Below are 17,819 nucleotides of genomic sequence, written 5' to 3'. Positions count from 1 at the left end.
AAACAACGACATCTTCTCTATTCAGCACATTTTTTCTGTTCCAGAAGGATATCTTGAACAATGACACCCTCTTGCAGTGCAATCATCCGATCCGCTGTTGCAATGGTCTCGGGACGATGAGCAATGAAGATTCGGGTAATATTCATTGCCTTGATATTTCGATTAACCTCCCTTTCTTTTTGCAAATCAAGATTGCTGGTTGCCTCATCCATAAATAAGATTTTTGGTTTTTTATAAAGTGCTCGGGCTAATAATATTCTTTGTTTTTGCCCACCTGATAACATAGAGCCTAACTCACCAACCAGTGTATGGTAAGCCATAGGCATTCTTAAAATATCTTCATGCACCGATGCCAGCTGAGCGCAAGATTCAACCCACGCCTGATCGGGATAAGGATCAAAGAAACAGATGTTTTCTGCAATCGAACCTGCAAATAGGATGTCATCTTGCAATACTGTGCCAATTTGATTGCGTAAATCGTTCAACCCTAACTTATCAATTGATTTACCTAACATTTGAATCTCGCCCGAACTGACCGAATGTACCCCTAACAAAAGATGCATCAATGTGGTTTTCCCACAACCGGTTGGTCCAACAATAACCACCGATTGATTTCTGGGGATACTAAAATTAATCTCATTCAAAATAACAGGATCTGTCTCAGAATATTGGAATGTCAGGTTTTTTACCTGAATGATAGGCTGAGCGCTATCATTCTCTTGTTCAATTCGTTCTCCATGAAGTTTCTCAGGTTGGGTGAGTACAATGTCAGCCAATCGCTCAGCATCAATCTGTAACATTTTCAACTGAATATATTTATCAATTAAACCTGCGATACGACCATCGAACTGATTTTTATATGCCATAAATGCCATTAAAGCCCCCACTGTGAACTGCCCCTCTAAAATTAGAGTCGCACCAAACCAAATGATCAGAATGTTTTCTACACCGAATAAAATGCCATTGGCTAAGCGAAACATCAGTCCCAACTTTTGGGTGACCAGATCAGCATTGACCTGATTCACCAATAGACCTAGCCAAGTCGAACGCCGAATATCTTGTCTTTGAAATAATTTAATTGTTTTCGCACCGCGGATTGTTTCCATAAAATGGCTACTTTGTTTAGCCGCATGGATAATTTGTGCTTCTGTCGACCTGCGCAAAGGAGCATACCAAATCCAACGGATAAGCCCATAAAGACACATGGTGATCAACGCAATGACCGCTAATTTAGGACTATAGATAAACATGAGAATGATGGTAAATGTTGTCATCATTCCATCAAGAATCGCTTCTAAGAAGGTCGTGGTCAATGTTTGCTGAATGCGATCAATCGAACCAAATCGAGAGACAATATCCCCGAGAGAGCGGCGCTCGTAATAAGCCACAGGAACATGCATCAAGTGGCTAAACACGTTGCCTCGCCATTGTATGTTTAGATGCGTACTCATAAATAGAACAAACCAAGAACGAAGCAAACTAATGACTTGCTGCAATACCATCAGCAATCCAAAACCTAATGCCAGTATGGTGAGTAAATCAGAATCTGCTGATACGATGACATGATCAATTACCCATTGCATAAAAAATGGGCTGGTCAAGGCAAAGATTTCCAGCACTAGCGCCAAGACCAAAATTTGGCCTAAGGATTTCCAAATACCTTTAACATGACCAAGCAGGTTATGAATCTTAATTTCTTGTTTATCTTTTCTTTCTTCAAAGTCCAAATTGGGCCATACTTCTAATGCAACCCCAGTAAAATGCAAAGAGGCTTCCTTAAGACTTAATTGTTTACGCCCAAATGCAGGGTCCACGATTATAATTTTGTTTTTACTGACCCGCTCAAGCACCACAAAGTGATTAAAATCCCAATGTAGAATACATGGCTTTTTTAGTTGATCTAAATCACCCAACTCTAACTTTAAGGGACGACTTACAAAGTTCAGTTGATGACTAATATTTAACAGATGCGTTAAAGTGCTTCCCTTTGCTGACACAGGAAAACGCTGACGCAATGTCGCTAAATCCGACTCATAACCATGATAGTCAGCCAGCATAGCTAGGCATGCCAGCCCACACTCTGTCGCTTCAGTCTGTAAAATAACTGAAAGTTTAGAGTGGAAGGAAAAAGAAAGTTTATCTAAATCGTACATTTAACTCTGCTTTTATTATATTTTTCCGGAAATGGTATACAACGGTTCTAAGACCCACTCATATAACTTACGTTTTTCTTGCAAGATATCTGCATCAAATATCAAACCCACTTTTAAAGGTCGCTGTTCACCATAAACAGAGATTGCTTTCTGACTTAATTTAACTTTGACTAGATATACAGGCTGGTTATTAAGCGTTGGGCTAATTTGATTATTGCCAATACTCATCAAATCTTGTGAAGCCATGGCTGTATCTGAAATCTCGTAAATATAACCATTACCCTGTCCAAACTTCTGATAAGGATAGGCTTGATAACGTAATTTAATCGGTTGATTTAACTTGATAAAACCGACAGCCTGGCTAGGGACATAGAGAAAGGCATTCAATTCAGATTTATCAGGAATGATGTGGAGTAATGGCTTAGTGACATCAACATGCTGTCCAATTTCTGCATTAATCGAGGTGATGACTCCATCTAGATTTGAACGGATAATTACACGATCACTGGCCTGATTTTCGATAAACTCTTGATTGGTGGTCGCAACCAGCCGATTCAGCTGGCTAAATTCATTTTCATTTTTTGCTTTTAACGCGGCTAACTCTAATTTACGATTTTGTAAGTCGGAAAGTTTTGCCAGCTTTTCACGTTCATAATTTTGTAATTGTACGTTTTGGTTAAAATAGAAATCCTGTCGACTCTGATAATCAACTTCCGCAACAATTTCTCGTTTCAATAAATCGTGATAACGCGCAACATTTTCCTTTGCAAGACTGACTCGATGTCGCTGTTGCTCAATCAAGCGGTTTAATTGAGTAATGTCCTGTTCTAGACTTCGGATCTCATTTTGCTTTTGCGTTACATCCGAGACATACAAAGCTTTGGTCTGTATTCGCTCTTGCTCTAAAGTCTGTTGCTTCATTTCAATCTGAGACTGTAATAGAGCATTATAACTATCATGTTTATCAAATCGGCTGGTGGAAATGGTATAGAGCACATCGCCACGTTTAACAGCCTGATTCTCTTTAACAAGTTTTTCAACCACAATTCCTCTATCAGGGCTATAGACTTGTATAAGCCCCGTGCTTGGCATGAGTTGTCCAGTGACCGAAATCCGTTTCGTGTAACTACCCAAAAATAAAAACAGCAAAATAGCGATACCGACGACGGCAGCAAATACCGTCACCCAAGTAAATGAAATAGGGCGAAGTAAAACGATATGCCCCACCCACTTAGATTGTTGTGCGTCTAGCGCCTCTTTTCTAAACATGCCAGTGATCACCCCATACAAAAAACCAATGCCAACAGCAAACGATTTTTAGATATAAACTAGAAATCGTTACAGTAAGCGGTCAATCAGAGGCGAACTAAACAAACGGCTTGGATCTAGTCGATGAAGTACCTTCTTCGCTTCAGCAATGGTTAGACTGAGTGGTTGATGAAGCGCATGAACATAGGGAATTTCTTGATTTAAATACCAGTCATTGGCCCAAGCCTTCTCTTGCGTATAGCCCCAGCCTTTAGACCACTCGGGACGAATCAAGCTATCGCCGCGATAATGTTGGTGCATCCACAGTTCTGTCTCTGCATAAAATTCTGCTGCATAGGGCGTGTTGGGAAGCGTTAAGATGTCAAACCAAACTGCACAATCCCACTCTGGATGATTCGGGCATGGTTTAATTGCAGATAGCGCCGCAGTTTTTGCATTCGGAACAATTGAATCACTGGCTTGATCTAGTCCTGTTACACGAATTTCAACAGGACCATTCATTGGATATCTGTTCAAAGTGCGATAGGCATTAACACGCTGCTGATAGTTTTCACAGAAATCGTGAATAATCTTTTGGACATTTTGACGCGATGTCAGTACAGCATAACCATTCGCAGTTACTCGCAGTGTCGTAGGCTTGACATAAAGTAAAAGATTTTTGGAAGCTCCCCATAAATCCTTTGTCTGCGTACTCACCAGACCACCACTCAATACCTTTGATGTTCCTGAGAACATAGACCCTTGTAATCCCAAGTACGAAATTTTCGCCTGTAATTGACCAAAGCTCGGTGTTAAATACCCTTGCCCGGCAATAATGATGTCATGGATCAAATCGGTAATCGGCTTGGGAATATTGTCCGAAAACCAATAGTTGAACGGATGTCTGACAATTTTTGCGCTGAGTGGCTTGGTTTCGGTCACAGACCATACTTTAAGCCAAGGATAATCAGTAAACGGAAACCAGATTGCCTCAACACGACCCGCTTTATCCAGATAAGATGTAAATGTTCGCCCAGCTTTTGGATTCGATGCGAAAAGCTCTTTATAATGGACATTCATTAAACTTTCGCAACGTAAATACTGATTTTTGGCACTTTGCAGTTGTACCGATAAAATAAAAGCGCGTCCTAAATGCACCAATAAAGCACTAATGTCGTCATGATCACGGAAAAAAACTTGAGGTATATAGGTTTTGGTCTGAGGATCAAAAACCACAGCGGTAATTGAAGTGATCAAATTGCTAATCGAACCATAAGTCTGTCCTAATTGGCGCTGCTCATTTAAAGCAGGAATCCCAGTACCATGTCCATCAATTGCCAATACACCACCAATGGTTAAATCGCCCGGTGCAGGTGTTGCAACAAAACCTAAACCACGATCTTCCATTGCTTGCAAAAGGTCTTGCATTAAAACGCCAGCTTCAGCGGTAACAATTCGTCCTGATGATGATATTTGGATACGGTTAATATGTGACACCATATCCACCAATAAAATACGTGTATTGTCCGCGGCTTGGTCCAACATTATTGGCGACCAATTGTGCGACATTCCCTTGGCTCTAATTTTATAATTGTTGTTATACGCCCAATTAATCACAAGCAAAACTTCGACAACGGTTTTAGGTGAACAGGTCCAAACCTTTTCCACAATCAATTCACCAGACCAGTTCTCATAACGTTGCTTATAAAGTTCAACGTTTGGGAAATTAGCTGGTCGTTCAGAGGGTTGAAAAAATGCGGCGTTTACTTTAGTGGTAGGAAACCAGCTCGCAACGACACCAGCGCTTGCCAGTCCTAGCATTTTTTTTAGAAAATCACGCTTACTTTCATCGATATTCGTTGTTTGTTCATTCATTTTATTCACTTTTATTAAAATTTATAGCGTTATAAAAAAACAAAAAGAAAGGAATAACGGATCATTCCTTTCTTGCACAGCATGTTAAGTTAAGTGGTTGTATATAAGCCTTCGCCTTTTTCTTTTTCATAGTGGTTCTGGGTTTCTGGGACATCTCCACCCAATGCGCGACCTAATGCAATGCCAGTCTTAGAGGCGACATAACCTGTGGTATCCGCTGCTTGATGAACCGATTTAAGACCAACGGCACTAAATGCCACACCAACTGAAGAGATAAGCGGATTATTTAAAAATTGATTGCCAAAATTGACTGCATTAATGATTGAATCACCGACCAGAGTACCAGCACCTGAAACTTGGTTAATTTCTTCAAGACTTAATTCTTTTAAACTCATAATATTCACCTTTTTTTTGATTGATATTTCATGAAAAGAATCTAGTTTTCCCAGATTCAATTTCATCATACAGTCAAAAAATATGATAAATATTACAGTTTAATAATATATAGTGATATAAATCACACTAATTATGCTTTGTTTAGAATAAATAAAAAATCGTTTAAAACAAATTAAAAATAGAACTAATTACTTTATTTTTAACAGTTTAAATTTATAAAATTTATTAAAACCATAATTACCTTGTGCTTTGGCTAGAGCGAAATAACCCATTTTAGTTGCAACTGGACAACTGCTTATATTGCTGTAATTCATCTAAGGAATTAATACTGTGAAAAAAGAGATTTTGCTTTTGAAATGCCACCGCCTGTGCATCCAATTGTTTAAAACAATCTCGCAAACTCAGTCTATTCTCAGCAATCGCTTGCTCCAATACCGATAAACTTTCTCGCTTAAGTAAACAAAATGGATATAAAGCATCTCCATTCATATTCACATAAGCCACTTGCGCCAGCGGCTGCTTTTGCAAAGCACGATGAAGTTTAACCAAAGTCTGACTGGGAATATAAGTCACATCACAAGGAATAAATAAAGCATAGTCGGCTTGCAGATGTGACCACGCACTTTTCATACCCATCAATGGGCCAAGGAAACCCTGTTGATCATCTGCATAGCATTCAATATCAGGTTCAATCTGTTTGTAAATCGAGCTATCACGGTGGCTATTCACCCAAATGTGTTGAACCTGAGTCTTAAAACTTTCACATATTTTTGACAGCTGAATCTGATCATCAAACTGTTGTAACAGTTTATTTGTACCATTCATACGGCGCGCTTGCCCTCCTGCTAAGATCACCAGATCTGTAGCAGGATATTCGGTATTCATGCTTCTGCCTCCAATTGACAGGTTTTAATCAGACCACGAATCTCAGGCAAACAAGAACCACAATTGCCACCTGCTTTTAAACATGCCGTAACTTGTTTTTCATGGGTAATATTTTGCGTTTTAATGGCTTCGATAATCTTATTTTTACCCACTTTAAAGCAACTACAGACCAATGGTCCATCGTTATTTGCCGCAGACATCGGCATCCCTGCCAGCAAAGCTTTACGATGCAAAGCACTTAGTCGTTCACGTTTAAATAGACTCGCCACCCAATCCCGATTTGGCAATAAATCTACAGGCGCAATATATAAACTGGCAATCAGAATACCTTCTTTTAAAATCACACTATGGCTGAGTTGCGATGAAATATCCTCCAGACTTAACCATTCATAGGTTTCATCCACAAAAGGCAGGAAGCTTTTCAGATTCTTTTGGGTCTCATCAATGCTATGACGATCAGCAATTTCATAACGCATCGCTTTCGCAGTTTTGATCTTGGTCCACCATGCACAACTTTGCAATGATGCTTTGATATGATGTTCAAAGCCTTCACGTACATAGAGCACCCCTTGCCAAGTGGTATGAAATGGCTGAATGGCCACAGGCGTATGTTTAAACTCAGGCTCACCTGAAATCGCATCCACTACAGGATTGACCACTTTACCAATCCGCGCATCAGAAGCCACCTGCTCAGTCCAGTGAATCGGGGCGAAGATTTGGCCACGACGCACACCTTGTGCCAAAGTTACCCGCAACACACAACGGCCCCATTGTGAACGGACTTCCACCAAAGCTTTATCTCGGATACCAAATTTTAACGCATCATTCGGGTGAATCTCGCAAAATGGTTCAGCGCGATGCGTGGTAAGGTTTGCCGATAGACCCGTGCGGGTCATGGTATGCCATTGATCACGGATACGTCCTGTATTCAACACCAATGGATAATCTTCGGAGATGGGATGCTCTGGATCAATTGAAACAGTAGGAATCAGTTTGGCTTTCTTATTCTTATGGCTAAAACTGCCGCGATCAAATAACTGCTCCACTGCAACACTTTGCCCTTTCTCCCAGACTGGCCATTGGGTTGGGCGTAAATGGTTATATTCATCCAAACTTAAATTCATTAGGCCTTTTAAGTTGAAATAACGAAAATTTTCAACTTGGTCACGTTGATCAACACTGGCATTTTGATAGGCCGATAAAGCCGCATGTTCATTAAAAATGTCACAAGCATGACTAAACTCAAAACCAGTAAAACCCAGTTTTTTTGCAACTTGTGCGACCGCCCACCAATCGGCTTTGGCTTGCTTTGGCGGATTTAAAAACGCACGTTGCCGTGAGATACGGCGTTCAGAATTGGTGACTGTACCATCTTTCTCCCCCCAACCTAATGCAGGTAACAACACATCGGCATAAGCTGTGGTATCCGTATCTGCACAAATATCGGAGACTACGACAAACTCGCATTTTTCCAAGGCACGTTTCACTTGATCTGCATCGGGTAAACTCACCACAGGATTGGTTGCCATAATCCAGATGGCTTTGATTTTGCCACTTTCTACCGCTTGGAATAAATCCACTGCTTTTAAACCTGCTTGTTTGGCAATCACTGGGCTGTTCCAAAAGCTTTGCACCAAATGTTGATGCGAAGGATTATCTAAATCCAGATGTGCTGCCAGCATATTGGCGAGCCCACCCACTTCACGACCGCCCATGGCATTGGGTTGCCCCGTCATTGAAAATGGTGCTGCACCTAATTTACCAATTTTTCCAGTCAGTAAATGACAGTTGATAATGCTATTGGCTTTATTGACGCCTTGAGAAGACTGATTAACCCCCATCGAAAACAAGGTGATCACTTTTTCTGTTTGAGCAAACTTATCAAAAAACAACTGTAATTTTTCTGCAGAAATTCCGGTACGTTTCACCAAGGCATTAAAATCTTGCTCGCTTTCACTCGCTGCTAATAAAGCCTCTAGACCCTCAATGTAAGTCTCTACAAAATGATGGTCAATATAATCATGATGGTAAAGATGCTGAAACAGACCATTAAATAAAGCCACATCTTGACCGGGTAAAATTGGTAAGTGTAAATCTGCTTGCTCGCAGGTACTGGTAAAACGAGGATCGACCACCACCACAAATAAATCAGGATTCGTGCTCTTGGCCTGCATGATGCGTTGATATAGTACGGGATGACACCATGCCGTATTAGAGCCAACCAGAACCACCATGTCAGTATGTTCAAAGTCTTCATAACTGGCAGGCACAATATCCTCGCCGAAGGCACGTTTGTGCGCTGCAACTGCAGACGACATACATAGGCGTGAATTGGTATCAATATTCGCTGTGCCCAAATAGCCTTTTACAAACTTATTCACCACATAATAGTCTTCAGTTAGCAACTGTCCTGAGACATAAAATGCAACGCTGTCTGCTCCATATTGATCAATACACGCTTGAAACTGCTCTGCAATTTTCTCAATTGCCTGATCCCATGTCGTGACTTGACGATGGTTTTTACGGCCAAACATGGGATGTAAGACACGAGTTTCCAAGCCTAAGGTATCGGCTAAGTTACTGCCTTTAATGCAGAGTCGTCCAAAGTTTGAAGGATGGTCTAGATCACCCGCAACTTGTACCGTCGTGCCATGCGATTTATGTTGGACACTGACATCAACGCCACAACCCACGCCACAATAGGGACATGTTGTTTTTGTAATAATTGTTTCTGCTTGATCGGAGCGACTGTGTTCTAAATTTTGAATACTGTTCATGACTGCCCCTTTGAATCCCACTCAGCCTCCCTTTATCAAGGGAGGAGTACCGCGAATTCAAATCTTAAATATAATTGAAAAACAGTCCCTCTTTCATGTAGAGAAGGAAGTCACGAACCATGATCATTGCTTAAATTCGTGGCATTCCCCCGCTTTCATAAAGAGGAGGTTAGGGGGAGATTCATCACCCTGCTTTTTTCATTGCAAAATCTTTACCAAATAACAGCTTGTTTCTAAAGGTAGAAACAGGGGTTTGATCTGCGATCAATTCGGCATACCACATCCCATCTTCCGTATCACCAAACAGAACCGCACCAATCACTTTGTCTTTTTGGATAATGATACGTTTGTAAATTTGACGCTTATCATCATTGAGGATGATGTCTTCATAATCTTCTTTTGGTTCAAAGTTCCCAGCGGAGAACACATCAACACCACTGACTTTTAACTGTGTTGGTACGGTCGGTGATTTAAAGGTTAAGCTACCATGTTCTGCCAAATGCGTTGCACAGATAAAGGCTTGCCCCCATAACGGCTCAACCAAGCCAAAGGTTTGATTACGGTGCTCGATGCATTCACCTACCGCATAGATACTTGGATCAAAGGTTTGCATGGTGTCATTGACTAAGATGCCTCGATTACAACGCAGTCCTGCACTTTGAGCCAAGGCAATATTCGGGCGAATCCCGACCGCAAAAATGACTAAATCTGCATCCAGTACCGTTCCATCTTTAAGGCGGACTTGACTGACATGACCATCCTCACCGATCAAAGCTTCGGTATTGGCTTCAGTAATGATATTGATGCCCTTCTGCTCAATACTATGACGTAACATACCGCTGGCACGACCGTCCAACTGACGCTCCATAATTCGGTCCATCAGATGTAGAACTGTCACATTCATGCCACGTTGTTTCAGTCCATACGCCGCTTCCAAACCCAGTAAACCACCACCAATCACCACCGCATTCTTCTTGGTTTCGCAATATTTGATCATGGTGTTCACATCATAAATATCACGGAAGCTGATCACACCCTTTAGATCTACACCTTGCACAGGTGGAATAAACGGTGATGAACCTGTCGCAATGATCAAACGGTCATAATCAACACTTTCACCTTTCTCGGTATGTACCACTTTACGAGTACGATCAATCTTTACAGCAGGATCATCCGCAATAAATTGAATCCCTTTATCGCGATACCATGCATGTGGATGCAGCATAATGTCATCAATGGTTTTTTCACCTGAAAGTACAGGCGACAACATAATACGGTTGTAATTGCCCCAAGGCTCCTCGCCAATCACCGTGACGTCATAACGATCAGGTGCCATATCCAGTAGGTCTTCTAGGCAGCGCATACCCGCCAGACCATTACCAATCAGCACCAGTTTCTGCTTTTCTTGAGCAGCACCATTGTTGGTAATATAGGTTTTTTGCGGAACAGACCCGACCCAAACACGACCATTTTCAATTTTGGTTGGGAAAACTAACAGCTTTTGATCTTTATCTTCCAGACAACGCCCCGTCGCTAAACTAAAATGTTGTTTATAAATCGGCGATGCAATCACGCGCTCACCTTGTAAATCGCCAATGATGCCGCGACACATCACATTGGCTTGGCTAAATGGATCTTTATTGCTGAGTGCATAGATCCGCTTTTCATGACCGACACGAAACAGTGCAACCGATTGACCTTCAATCAGCGCCCCTACACCTGTATTTGGTGTGATGTCATCCAGCGCGCACACCTCAACCCATTGATTTTCTGGCAGCATATCGATGTTTTTTAAACTGGTCATTTGAGTTCTCCTTATGCTTCAACCATTGGGATACGATCGACTGAACGTTCAGCGTCATTCAAAGGACGAATCTGATCACGTACTTGGGTAAATTGAATATGTGGGTCAGCTTGCTGTTCTGCACTGGCATTGATATAAGTTTGGAAACGTTTACGAATCTCAGGGTCTTCAACCGCAGTACGCCATTCATCTTGATAAGTACCAATCACATGGCTCATACGGTTTTCAAGCTCTTCAGCCAATCCTAAGGAGTCATCGACAATCACTGATTTGAGATAATCCAAACCGCCTTCCATATTGTCACGCCATACACTGGTACGTTGTAAACGATCTGCGGTTTGGATATAGAACATAAAGAAACGGTCGATATAACGAATCAAGGTTTCGGTATCAAGATCTGATGCCAATAGCTCGGCATGACGTGGTTTCATACCACCATTTCCACAGACATACAGATTCCAGCCTTTCTCGGTTGCAATCACCCCAACATCTTTACCTTGGGCTTCGGCACATTCACGGGTACAGCCCGACACCGCCATTTTCAATTTATGCGGTGAACGTAAGCCTTTATAGCGATTCTCGAGTTCAATCGCTAAGCCCACAGAGTCATCAACACCATAACGGCACCATGTGCTACCCACGCATGATTTCACGGTACGTAAGGATTTACCGTAAGCATGACCTGATTCAAAACCTGCTGCGTTGAGTTCCTCCCAGATAAACGGCAGTTGATGGATTTGCGCACCAAATAAGTCGACACGTTGTCCACCGGTAATTTTGGTATACAGGTTATATTTTTTGGCAATTTGACCCACAGCGATTAAACCATCTGGCGTGACTTCACCACCTGCCATACGCGGCACAACCGAGTAAGAACCATCTTTTTGGATATTACCTAAGTAGTAATCGTTACTGTCTTGTAGGCCTGCATGACTTGGTTCAAGTACGAAATCATTCCAACACGATGCTAAAATATTAGCCGCCATCGGTTTACAAATATCACAGCCTAGACCATGACCATGTTGATGGATCAAATCATCAAAAGTTTTGATTTCATTGACACGAACCAAGTGATAAATTTCTTGGCGTGAGTATGGGAAATGCTCACAGACGTGGTTGTTCACTGTTACGCCTTGGCGTTGTAGTTCAGACTTCAACACTTGTGTGACTAAAGGTGCGCAACCACCACAGGCTGTCGCTGCTTTGGTACATTTTTTCAACGCACCCAAAGAGGTTGAACCATCACAAATCGCTTGGCAAATATCCGCTTTAGACACGTTATTACACGAACAAATGGTAGCGCTATCTGGCAATAAATCGACACCACTGCCACCCGCTTTCGCACCTGAATCAGCAAAACCTGGCATGATCAAGCTTTCAGGCGTTTCTGGTAGTGCCAGACCATTCAACATCATTTGCAGAAGATCATTATATTCTGTGGCATCACCGACCAAGACCGCACCAAGCAACTTGGTTTTATCTGCATCGACCACGATCTTTTTATAAACCAAGCTATCTTCATCAGCATAAAAATAGCTAAGTGAGTTTGGCGTCATCCCATGCGCATCACCGACGGAAGCAACATCCACCCCCATCAATTTCAACTTGGTGCTCATATCGGCACCGGCAAAACATTGGGTTTCTTCTTCTAGGATATGTTTTGCAGCGATTCGTGCCATGTCGTAGCCAGGTGCGACCAGACCGTAGATTTTGTTATCCCACAGCGCACATTCACCGATCGCATAGATATGTTGATCAGAGGTTTGGCAATAATCATTAATTTTAATCCCGCCACGCTCACCCAACGCTAAACCACTCACGCGCGCTAATTCATCACGTGGGCGAATCCCCGCTGAGAATAAAATGATGTCTGCTTCCAGCTCACTGCCATCCGCAAACTTCATGATGTGTGTCGTGATATCACCCGCCTCAATACATTGTGTGGCTTTTTGGGTATGGACTTTCACCCCAAGATTTTCAATTTTACGGCGCAATACCTTGCCACCAAGATCATCAATCTGTACTGCCATCAAACGTGGTGCAAACTCCACCACATGGGTTTCCAGATTTAAATCTCGCAATGCTTTGGCAGCTTCTAGACCTAATAAGCCACCACCAATTACCACACCTGTTTTGGCATTTAAGCTTGCAGCACGAATGGCATCTAAATCTTCAATGGTACGATAGACAAAACAGTTTTCACGATCATTGCCTGAAATTGGTGGAACAAAGGCATAAGAACCTGTTGCTAAGACCAATTTGTCATAATGAATCACATCACCGAAATTTGTGGTCACCGTTTGCTCAGCTGCATTAATCTCCACCGCTTTGGTATTCAGTCTTAAATCAATACCGTGTGCATCCGCAAAATCAAAACGAGCCAATGATAGGTCTTTTGCTGTTTTACCAGAGAAGTATTCAGTCAAATGTACGCGGTCATAGGCAATACGTGGTTCTTCAGCAAGGATGGTAATTTCTAATTCATCATCAGCTTTCTCTAAGATGGCTTCGATAAATTTATGCCCCACCATACCGTGACCAATCATCACTAATTTCATTGTGTTTCTCCTCAAATCGAATCTTTGATTAAGCTGCGCTGCTTTGTTCTGAACGACGTTCCAACATGGCTTGTTCAAACAGCTGTTGTTCTTTTTGTTTATGCTCTACCGAGAATCGGATCAGCATCACCGAGCTTGCAGCAATCACCACCAAGCCACCTAAAACCATTAAACAGGTTTGAAAATCGACCATTCCTTTTAGCAAGAATCCTGCTGCGACTGCACCGACATTGCCACCCGCACCAATAATGCCAGCCACGCCACCGAGTGCTTCACGATCAATAAAGGGAACCAATGCATAGGTTGCGCCACATGCCATATGGGTAAACAGCGCAAAGATGGTCATACTGAGGATTGCAAGAACTGCACTATTCATATGCGCGAACAGCATCAGGAATAGACCTTCACCCAAGATCAACAGAAACAAGATTTTGGTGCGGCCATCTAAACCTTTTTTCAGCGCCACTTTGTCTGAAACAATCCCGCCAAGCGCACGGGCAAATAGTGCCAGCAAACCAAAAACCCCTGCTGCCAGTCCTGCTTCTTTTAAACCAAAATTAAAGTGCTCAACGTAGTACATCGCGATGATGTTGTGCATGAAGATCTCAATGCCGAAACATGCCGCATAAGAGCAGAATAGAATCCAGACCCGATAGTTACGCGCTGCATGCATTAGGATGGCCAAGCCACCTTTTTTATCGCTTCCAACTACAACACCTTGCGCGCGCAGTTCTTTAAAATCACCTTGTGGGCAGTCTTGGGTCAGCTTCCAATAAAGCACACCCACGATCAGCATCATCACACCCGGTACAAGCAATGCAATTCTCCACCCCATGGCTTGTTCTACACCGAACATCACCAAGGCAGACAACAGTAAAGGCATCAAAGCTTGTGTCGCACCGCCACCTGCATTACCCCAGCCCGCTGAAGCTGCATTTGCTGTGCCCACAACATTGGGCGCAAACATAATGCTGGTATGGTATTGAGTGATCACAAAGCTGGCGCCAATTGCACCAATCAATAAGCGGAAAAATAGGAAGGATTCATAACTATTTGCTGCAGCGACACCAAATACAGGAATGCTGCCTAGCAGTAACAATGCAGTATAAGTTTTACGTGGGCCATACTTATCACACAGAGGACCAACGATTAATCGAACCACAATCGTGATTGCAACAGCAGCAATATTAATATTGGCGATCTGATCTTTGGTGAGATGGAACTCGCCTGCAATCACTGGCATTAACGGTGCACAAGCAAACCAAGCAAAGAAACAAACGAAGAAAGCAAGCCAACTCATGTGGAATGCCCGCATCGCTGGTGCGGAAAAGTTGAATAACTTAATTGATGTGGCTTTTTTCGCCGATAAATCTAAAGACATTGCCATCTCCCATACTGAACGTATCATGTGTTGTTCATACAGCACGCTGTATCAACAAACCGATCAGATCGGACATCGTTGGCCGTCTTACAATTTTGCAAGTCATCTTTGACTCAAGGAATAGTTAGCAAATGCTGTGCCAAGTCTAAAAAAAACCATGCCAATAAAACATTATCCATTGTTTTATAATAATTTTATTCATTTATTCTTTATTTTTAATAAATACCAATTCGGTTAAAGAGAGCAAGTTCAGTACAGCGACCCGTTTTAAAGCATAATTTACACTGCTTCAAAACAACTCTTTTTACGCACTTAAAAAGTGCAGCTTTCATTCTAGTGGATATAATTCAAATTTTTCATTTCTTCTATTTGATCACAGCGATACAATAAAGCGCATAAACAATACGCCAATGGAGCGATTGCACCGAATAAGAAAACAAAATAGCTTCACTGGCACTATTTTTGCTTCAAAAACAATACGCACAGCACTTTAATCTCTGTGCATAACCCCACCGTTTGACCTATATACTTATGCCGAAACTCAAGATCGCACTTATTGATGACGACCAGGCTCGGGCTGAATACATAAAAACCTGTTTGATTGAACATGACTTTGATGTAGTGGCTTGTTTTACCCTCGATCATCTCAATATTTTTAAACTCGAACATCTTCAAGCCGATGTGATTCTGCTTGATATGGATCACCCACATCGCGATGTGATCGAAAGTTGTGTCAGCAACTTTGATCTACCTACGGTACTTTTTACCAAGAACACCGATAAAGATATGATTAAACAAGCCATTGATGCAGGGATTACCGCCTATATTGTCGATGGTATAGACCCAAGCCGCCTGCACACTATTTTAGATATTTCGATTGAGCAGTATAAAAAACATAAAAAACTTGAATGTGACCTGAAAGATGCCAAGACTAAATTGGCGGATCGTAAAGATGTCGAAAAGGCCAAAGTGTTGCTGATGCAACTACATGGCTTAACCGAAGATACAGCCTTTCAGTTACTCCGAAAAAATGCCATGAGCCATCGTATGACTATTGGAGAAATGGCACGGCGTTTACTCGATGCCCAACAACTTTTAAATAATCAACTAAAGGATGAATAGATGAGCCATTTAGTCGAATTAGCAAAAGTAGAAAAAACCGAATTACAACTGGGCTATATTCCCTTACTGGATTGTGTCGCATTACTCTGGGCAAAACAGCGTGGTTTTTTTGACGAAGTCGGTTTAAATGTCAATTTAGTCAAGGAAGCATCTTGGGCCAGTTTACGTGATCGTCTTGCTTTTGGCCTACTCGATGCAGCACATTGCCTATCTGCCATGCTGCCAGCAGCGGCGGTCGGCACAGACCAAATTGGCATTGCTTTACAAACCCCTCTCGTGCTGAGTGAAAATCGAGCCTTTATCAGCTTAAGCCAAAAGCTCTGTTATGCACTGAATATTCAGAAACAAGACAGCGCTGAAAGCTCCGCACAGAAACTGACGGATTATATCCAGCAAGATCAAAACGTCTCTTTGGCGCATGTATTCCAACATTCGATTCATCACTATTGCTTAAGAGAATGGCTTGCTTTGGCCGACCCTCAACTAGCGCAATCGATTCAAATGAAAACTCTACCGCCACCTTATATGGTTGAAGCGATCAGTAATCATTTAATAGATGGGTTTTGTGTCGGCGAACCTTGGAATACTCAAGCCGAGTTACAGGGCTTAAGTCATATCATCTGTTCGAGCCAACAGATTATTCCCAATGTTGCAGACAAAGTCTTAGCCGTTACACAGGAATGGGCGCAGCAACATCCACACAGCTTGATTGCCTTAACCAGTGCGATCATGAAGGCACAGCAAGAATTGCGACAACTGGATGATTTCACTCCTGTATGGCAACTTATGATTGAATTTGATGTGATTCAGTTCCATTGCTCAACAGACGTTCATGTTGAAAAATACTTTACCATCCAGAATATCATTCGTAACTTTGTACAAAACAGTGCTGAGCCAAAAGCCCAAGACTTTGAATGGCTATTTCAACAAATGCATAAATGGAATGCTGTAGAACTTGAACAAGACACCTATATGACTCAAGCACAGAATTGCCTACTGCTTGAAACGTATAAAGCTGCTGCGAATAATCGATAAAACAAAGGACAAAAAAAAGCTGTCTTTAAATATCAAGACAGCTTTTGAAAGACCCAAAAGGGGTTATGCCAATCACAAGTAACCCCTTAAGTAGTAACTATCATATTGAAAGCAGAGATATCTTTTTCGGACATTTTTATGTCATTAACTGCCATCTAGAGTGCGAATTTTTATCATTTCTGCCAACTGAATAAGCGACAATGGTGTTCAATCTCTAATCATCTTGCATTGCGGTAACCAAGCGTCTCACAATGTCACCCAATGGCCAAGTAGCATCAGAAACTAATCAATATTTATATTTTAGCTACTATGGATCTAACATCTTCAAAGACAATAATTTAATCACATAAAAACAATATGTTAGTATAAAATCATCATTCTATTGAATCTCATAAAAATACACTTTACCCAATTCTTTTCTAAGGATTTCAGTCGCGCTAAAATACCAAAATATAAATAGTTTGACTGCTGAGTTACACAAATCCCATGAACGAAATGAGGTAATTCAGTTTAGAATGTTTAAAAATAAAATTACGCTAAATTTTGTCATATTTTAACATTGCCAATTCCTTGCAAAGTTTTCAT

At 41.7% G+C, this 17,819-nt stretch carries 11 protein-coding genes; 2 read left to right on the top strand and 9 right to left on the bottom strand.

What is annotated here, in order from left to right; translation table 11 throughout:
* Nucleotides 1–17: 17 nt before the first annotated feature.
* From F896_RS10785 to F896_RS10825, 9 genes are all read right to left on the bottom strand, one after another.
* Nucleotides 18–2,153, bottom strand: a complete 2,136-nt coding sequence (locus F896_RS10785; protein ID WP_016163531.1) for a peptidase domain-containing ABC transporter — start codon at nucleotides 2,151–2,153, stop codon at nucleotides 18–20.
* A gap of 15 nt (nucleotides 2,154–2,168) precedes the next feature.
* Entirely contained in the window at nucleotides 2,169–3,422 is a 1,254-nt protein-coding gene (locus tag F896_RS10790) for an HlyD family secretion protein (RefSeq protein WP_016163530.1), read from the bottom strand.
* 69 nt (nucleotides 3,423–3,491) lie between these two features.
* Nucleotides 3,492–5,276: a cholesterol oxidase substrate-binding domain-containing protein gene (locus F896_RS10795; protein WP_016163529.1), complete on the bottom strand. Its 1,785-nt coding sequence runs from the start codon at nucleotides 5,274–5,276 to the stop codon at nucleotides 3,492–3,494.
* An 89-nt stretch (nucleotides 5,277–5,365) separates the two neighbouring features.
* Nucleotides 5,366–5,671, bottom strand: coding sequence for a hypothetical protein (locus F896_RS10800; RefSeq protein WP_016163528.1), 306 nt, complete (start codon nucleotides 5,669–5,671; stop codon nucleotides 5,366–5,368).
* A 274-nt stretch (nucleotides 5,672–5,945) separates the two neighbouring features.
* On the bottom strand, nucleotides 5,946–6,557 hold the full coding sequence (mobA, locus tag F896_RS10805) for a molybdenum cofactor guanylyltransferase (RefSeq protein WP_016163527.1): 612 nt from the start codon (nucleotides 6,555–6,557) through the stop codon (nucleotides 5,946–5,948).
* Entirely contained in the window at nucleotides 6,554–9,334 is a 2,781-nt protein-coding gene (locus F896_RS10810; protein ID WP_032882187.1) for a nitrate reductase, read from the bottom strand. The genes mobA and F896_RS10810 overlap by 4 nt, the downstream gene beginning before the upstream one ends.
* 184 nt (nucleotides 9,335–9,518) lie before the next feature.
* A complete protein-coding gene (gene nirD, locus F896_RS10815; RefSeq protein WP_016163525.1) occupies nucleotides 9,519–11,138 on the bottom strand; it encodes a nitrite reductase small subunit NirD in 1,620 nt (539 codons plus the stop codon).
* Nucleotides 11,139–11,149: 11 nt separating this feature from the next.
* Complete coding sequence (nirB, locus tag F896_RS10820; protein ID WP_016163524.1) at nucleotides 11,150–13,696, bottom strand: nitrite reductase large subunit NirB; 2,547 nt, start codon at nucleotides 13,694–13,696, stop codon at nucleotides 11,150–11,152.
* Nucleotides 13,697–13,724: 28 nt separating this feature from the next.
* Nucleotides 13,725–15,077: an MFS transporter gene (locus F896_RS10825; RefSeq protein ID WP_004653233.1), complete on the bottom strand. Its 1,353-nt coding sequence runs from the start codon at nucleotides 15,075–15,077 to the stop codon at nucleotides 13,725–13,727.
* 531 nt (nucleotides 15,078–15,608) lie between these two features.
* Between F896_RS10825 and F896_RS10830 the strand changes: the two genes are divergently transcribed.
* Entirely contained in the window at nucleotides 15,609–16,199 is a 591-nt protein-coding gene (locus F896_RS10830) for an ANTAR domain-containing response regulator (protein WP_004807526.1), read from the top strand.
* Nucleotides 16,200–17,234, top strand: a complete 1,035-nt coding sequence (locus tag F896_RS10835; RefSeq protein ID WP_016163523.1) for an ABC transporter substrate-binding protein — start codon at nucleotides 16,200–16,202, stop codon at nucleotides 17,232–17,234.
* Nucleotides 17,235–17,819 lie beyond the last annotated feature (585 nt).

The organism is Acinetobacter genomosp. 15BJ, assembly GCF_000400715.1.
GTDB lineage: Bacteria > Pseudomonadota > Gammaproteobacteria > Pseudomonadales > Moraxellaceae > Acinetobacter.
The sequence above is the reverse complement of the archived record's forward strand: the minus strand, read 5'-3'. Positions and strand labels throughout refer to the sequence as shown.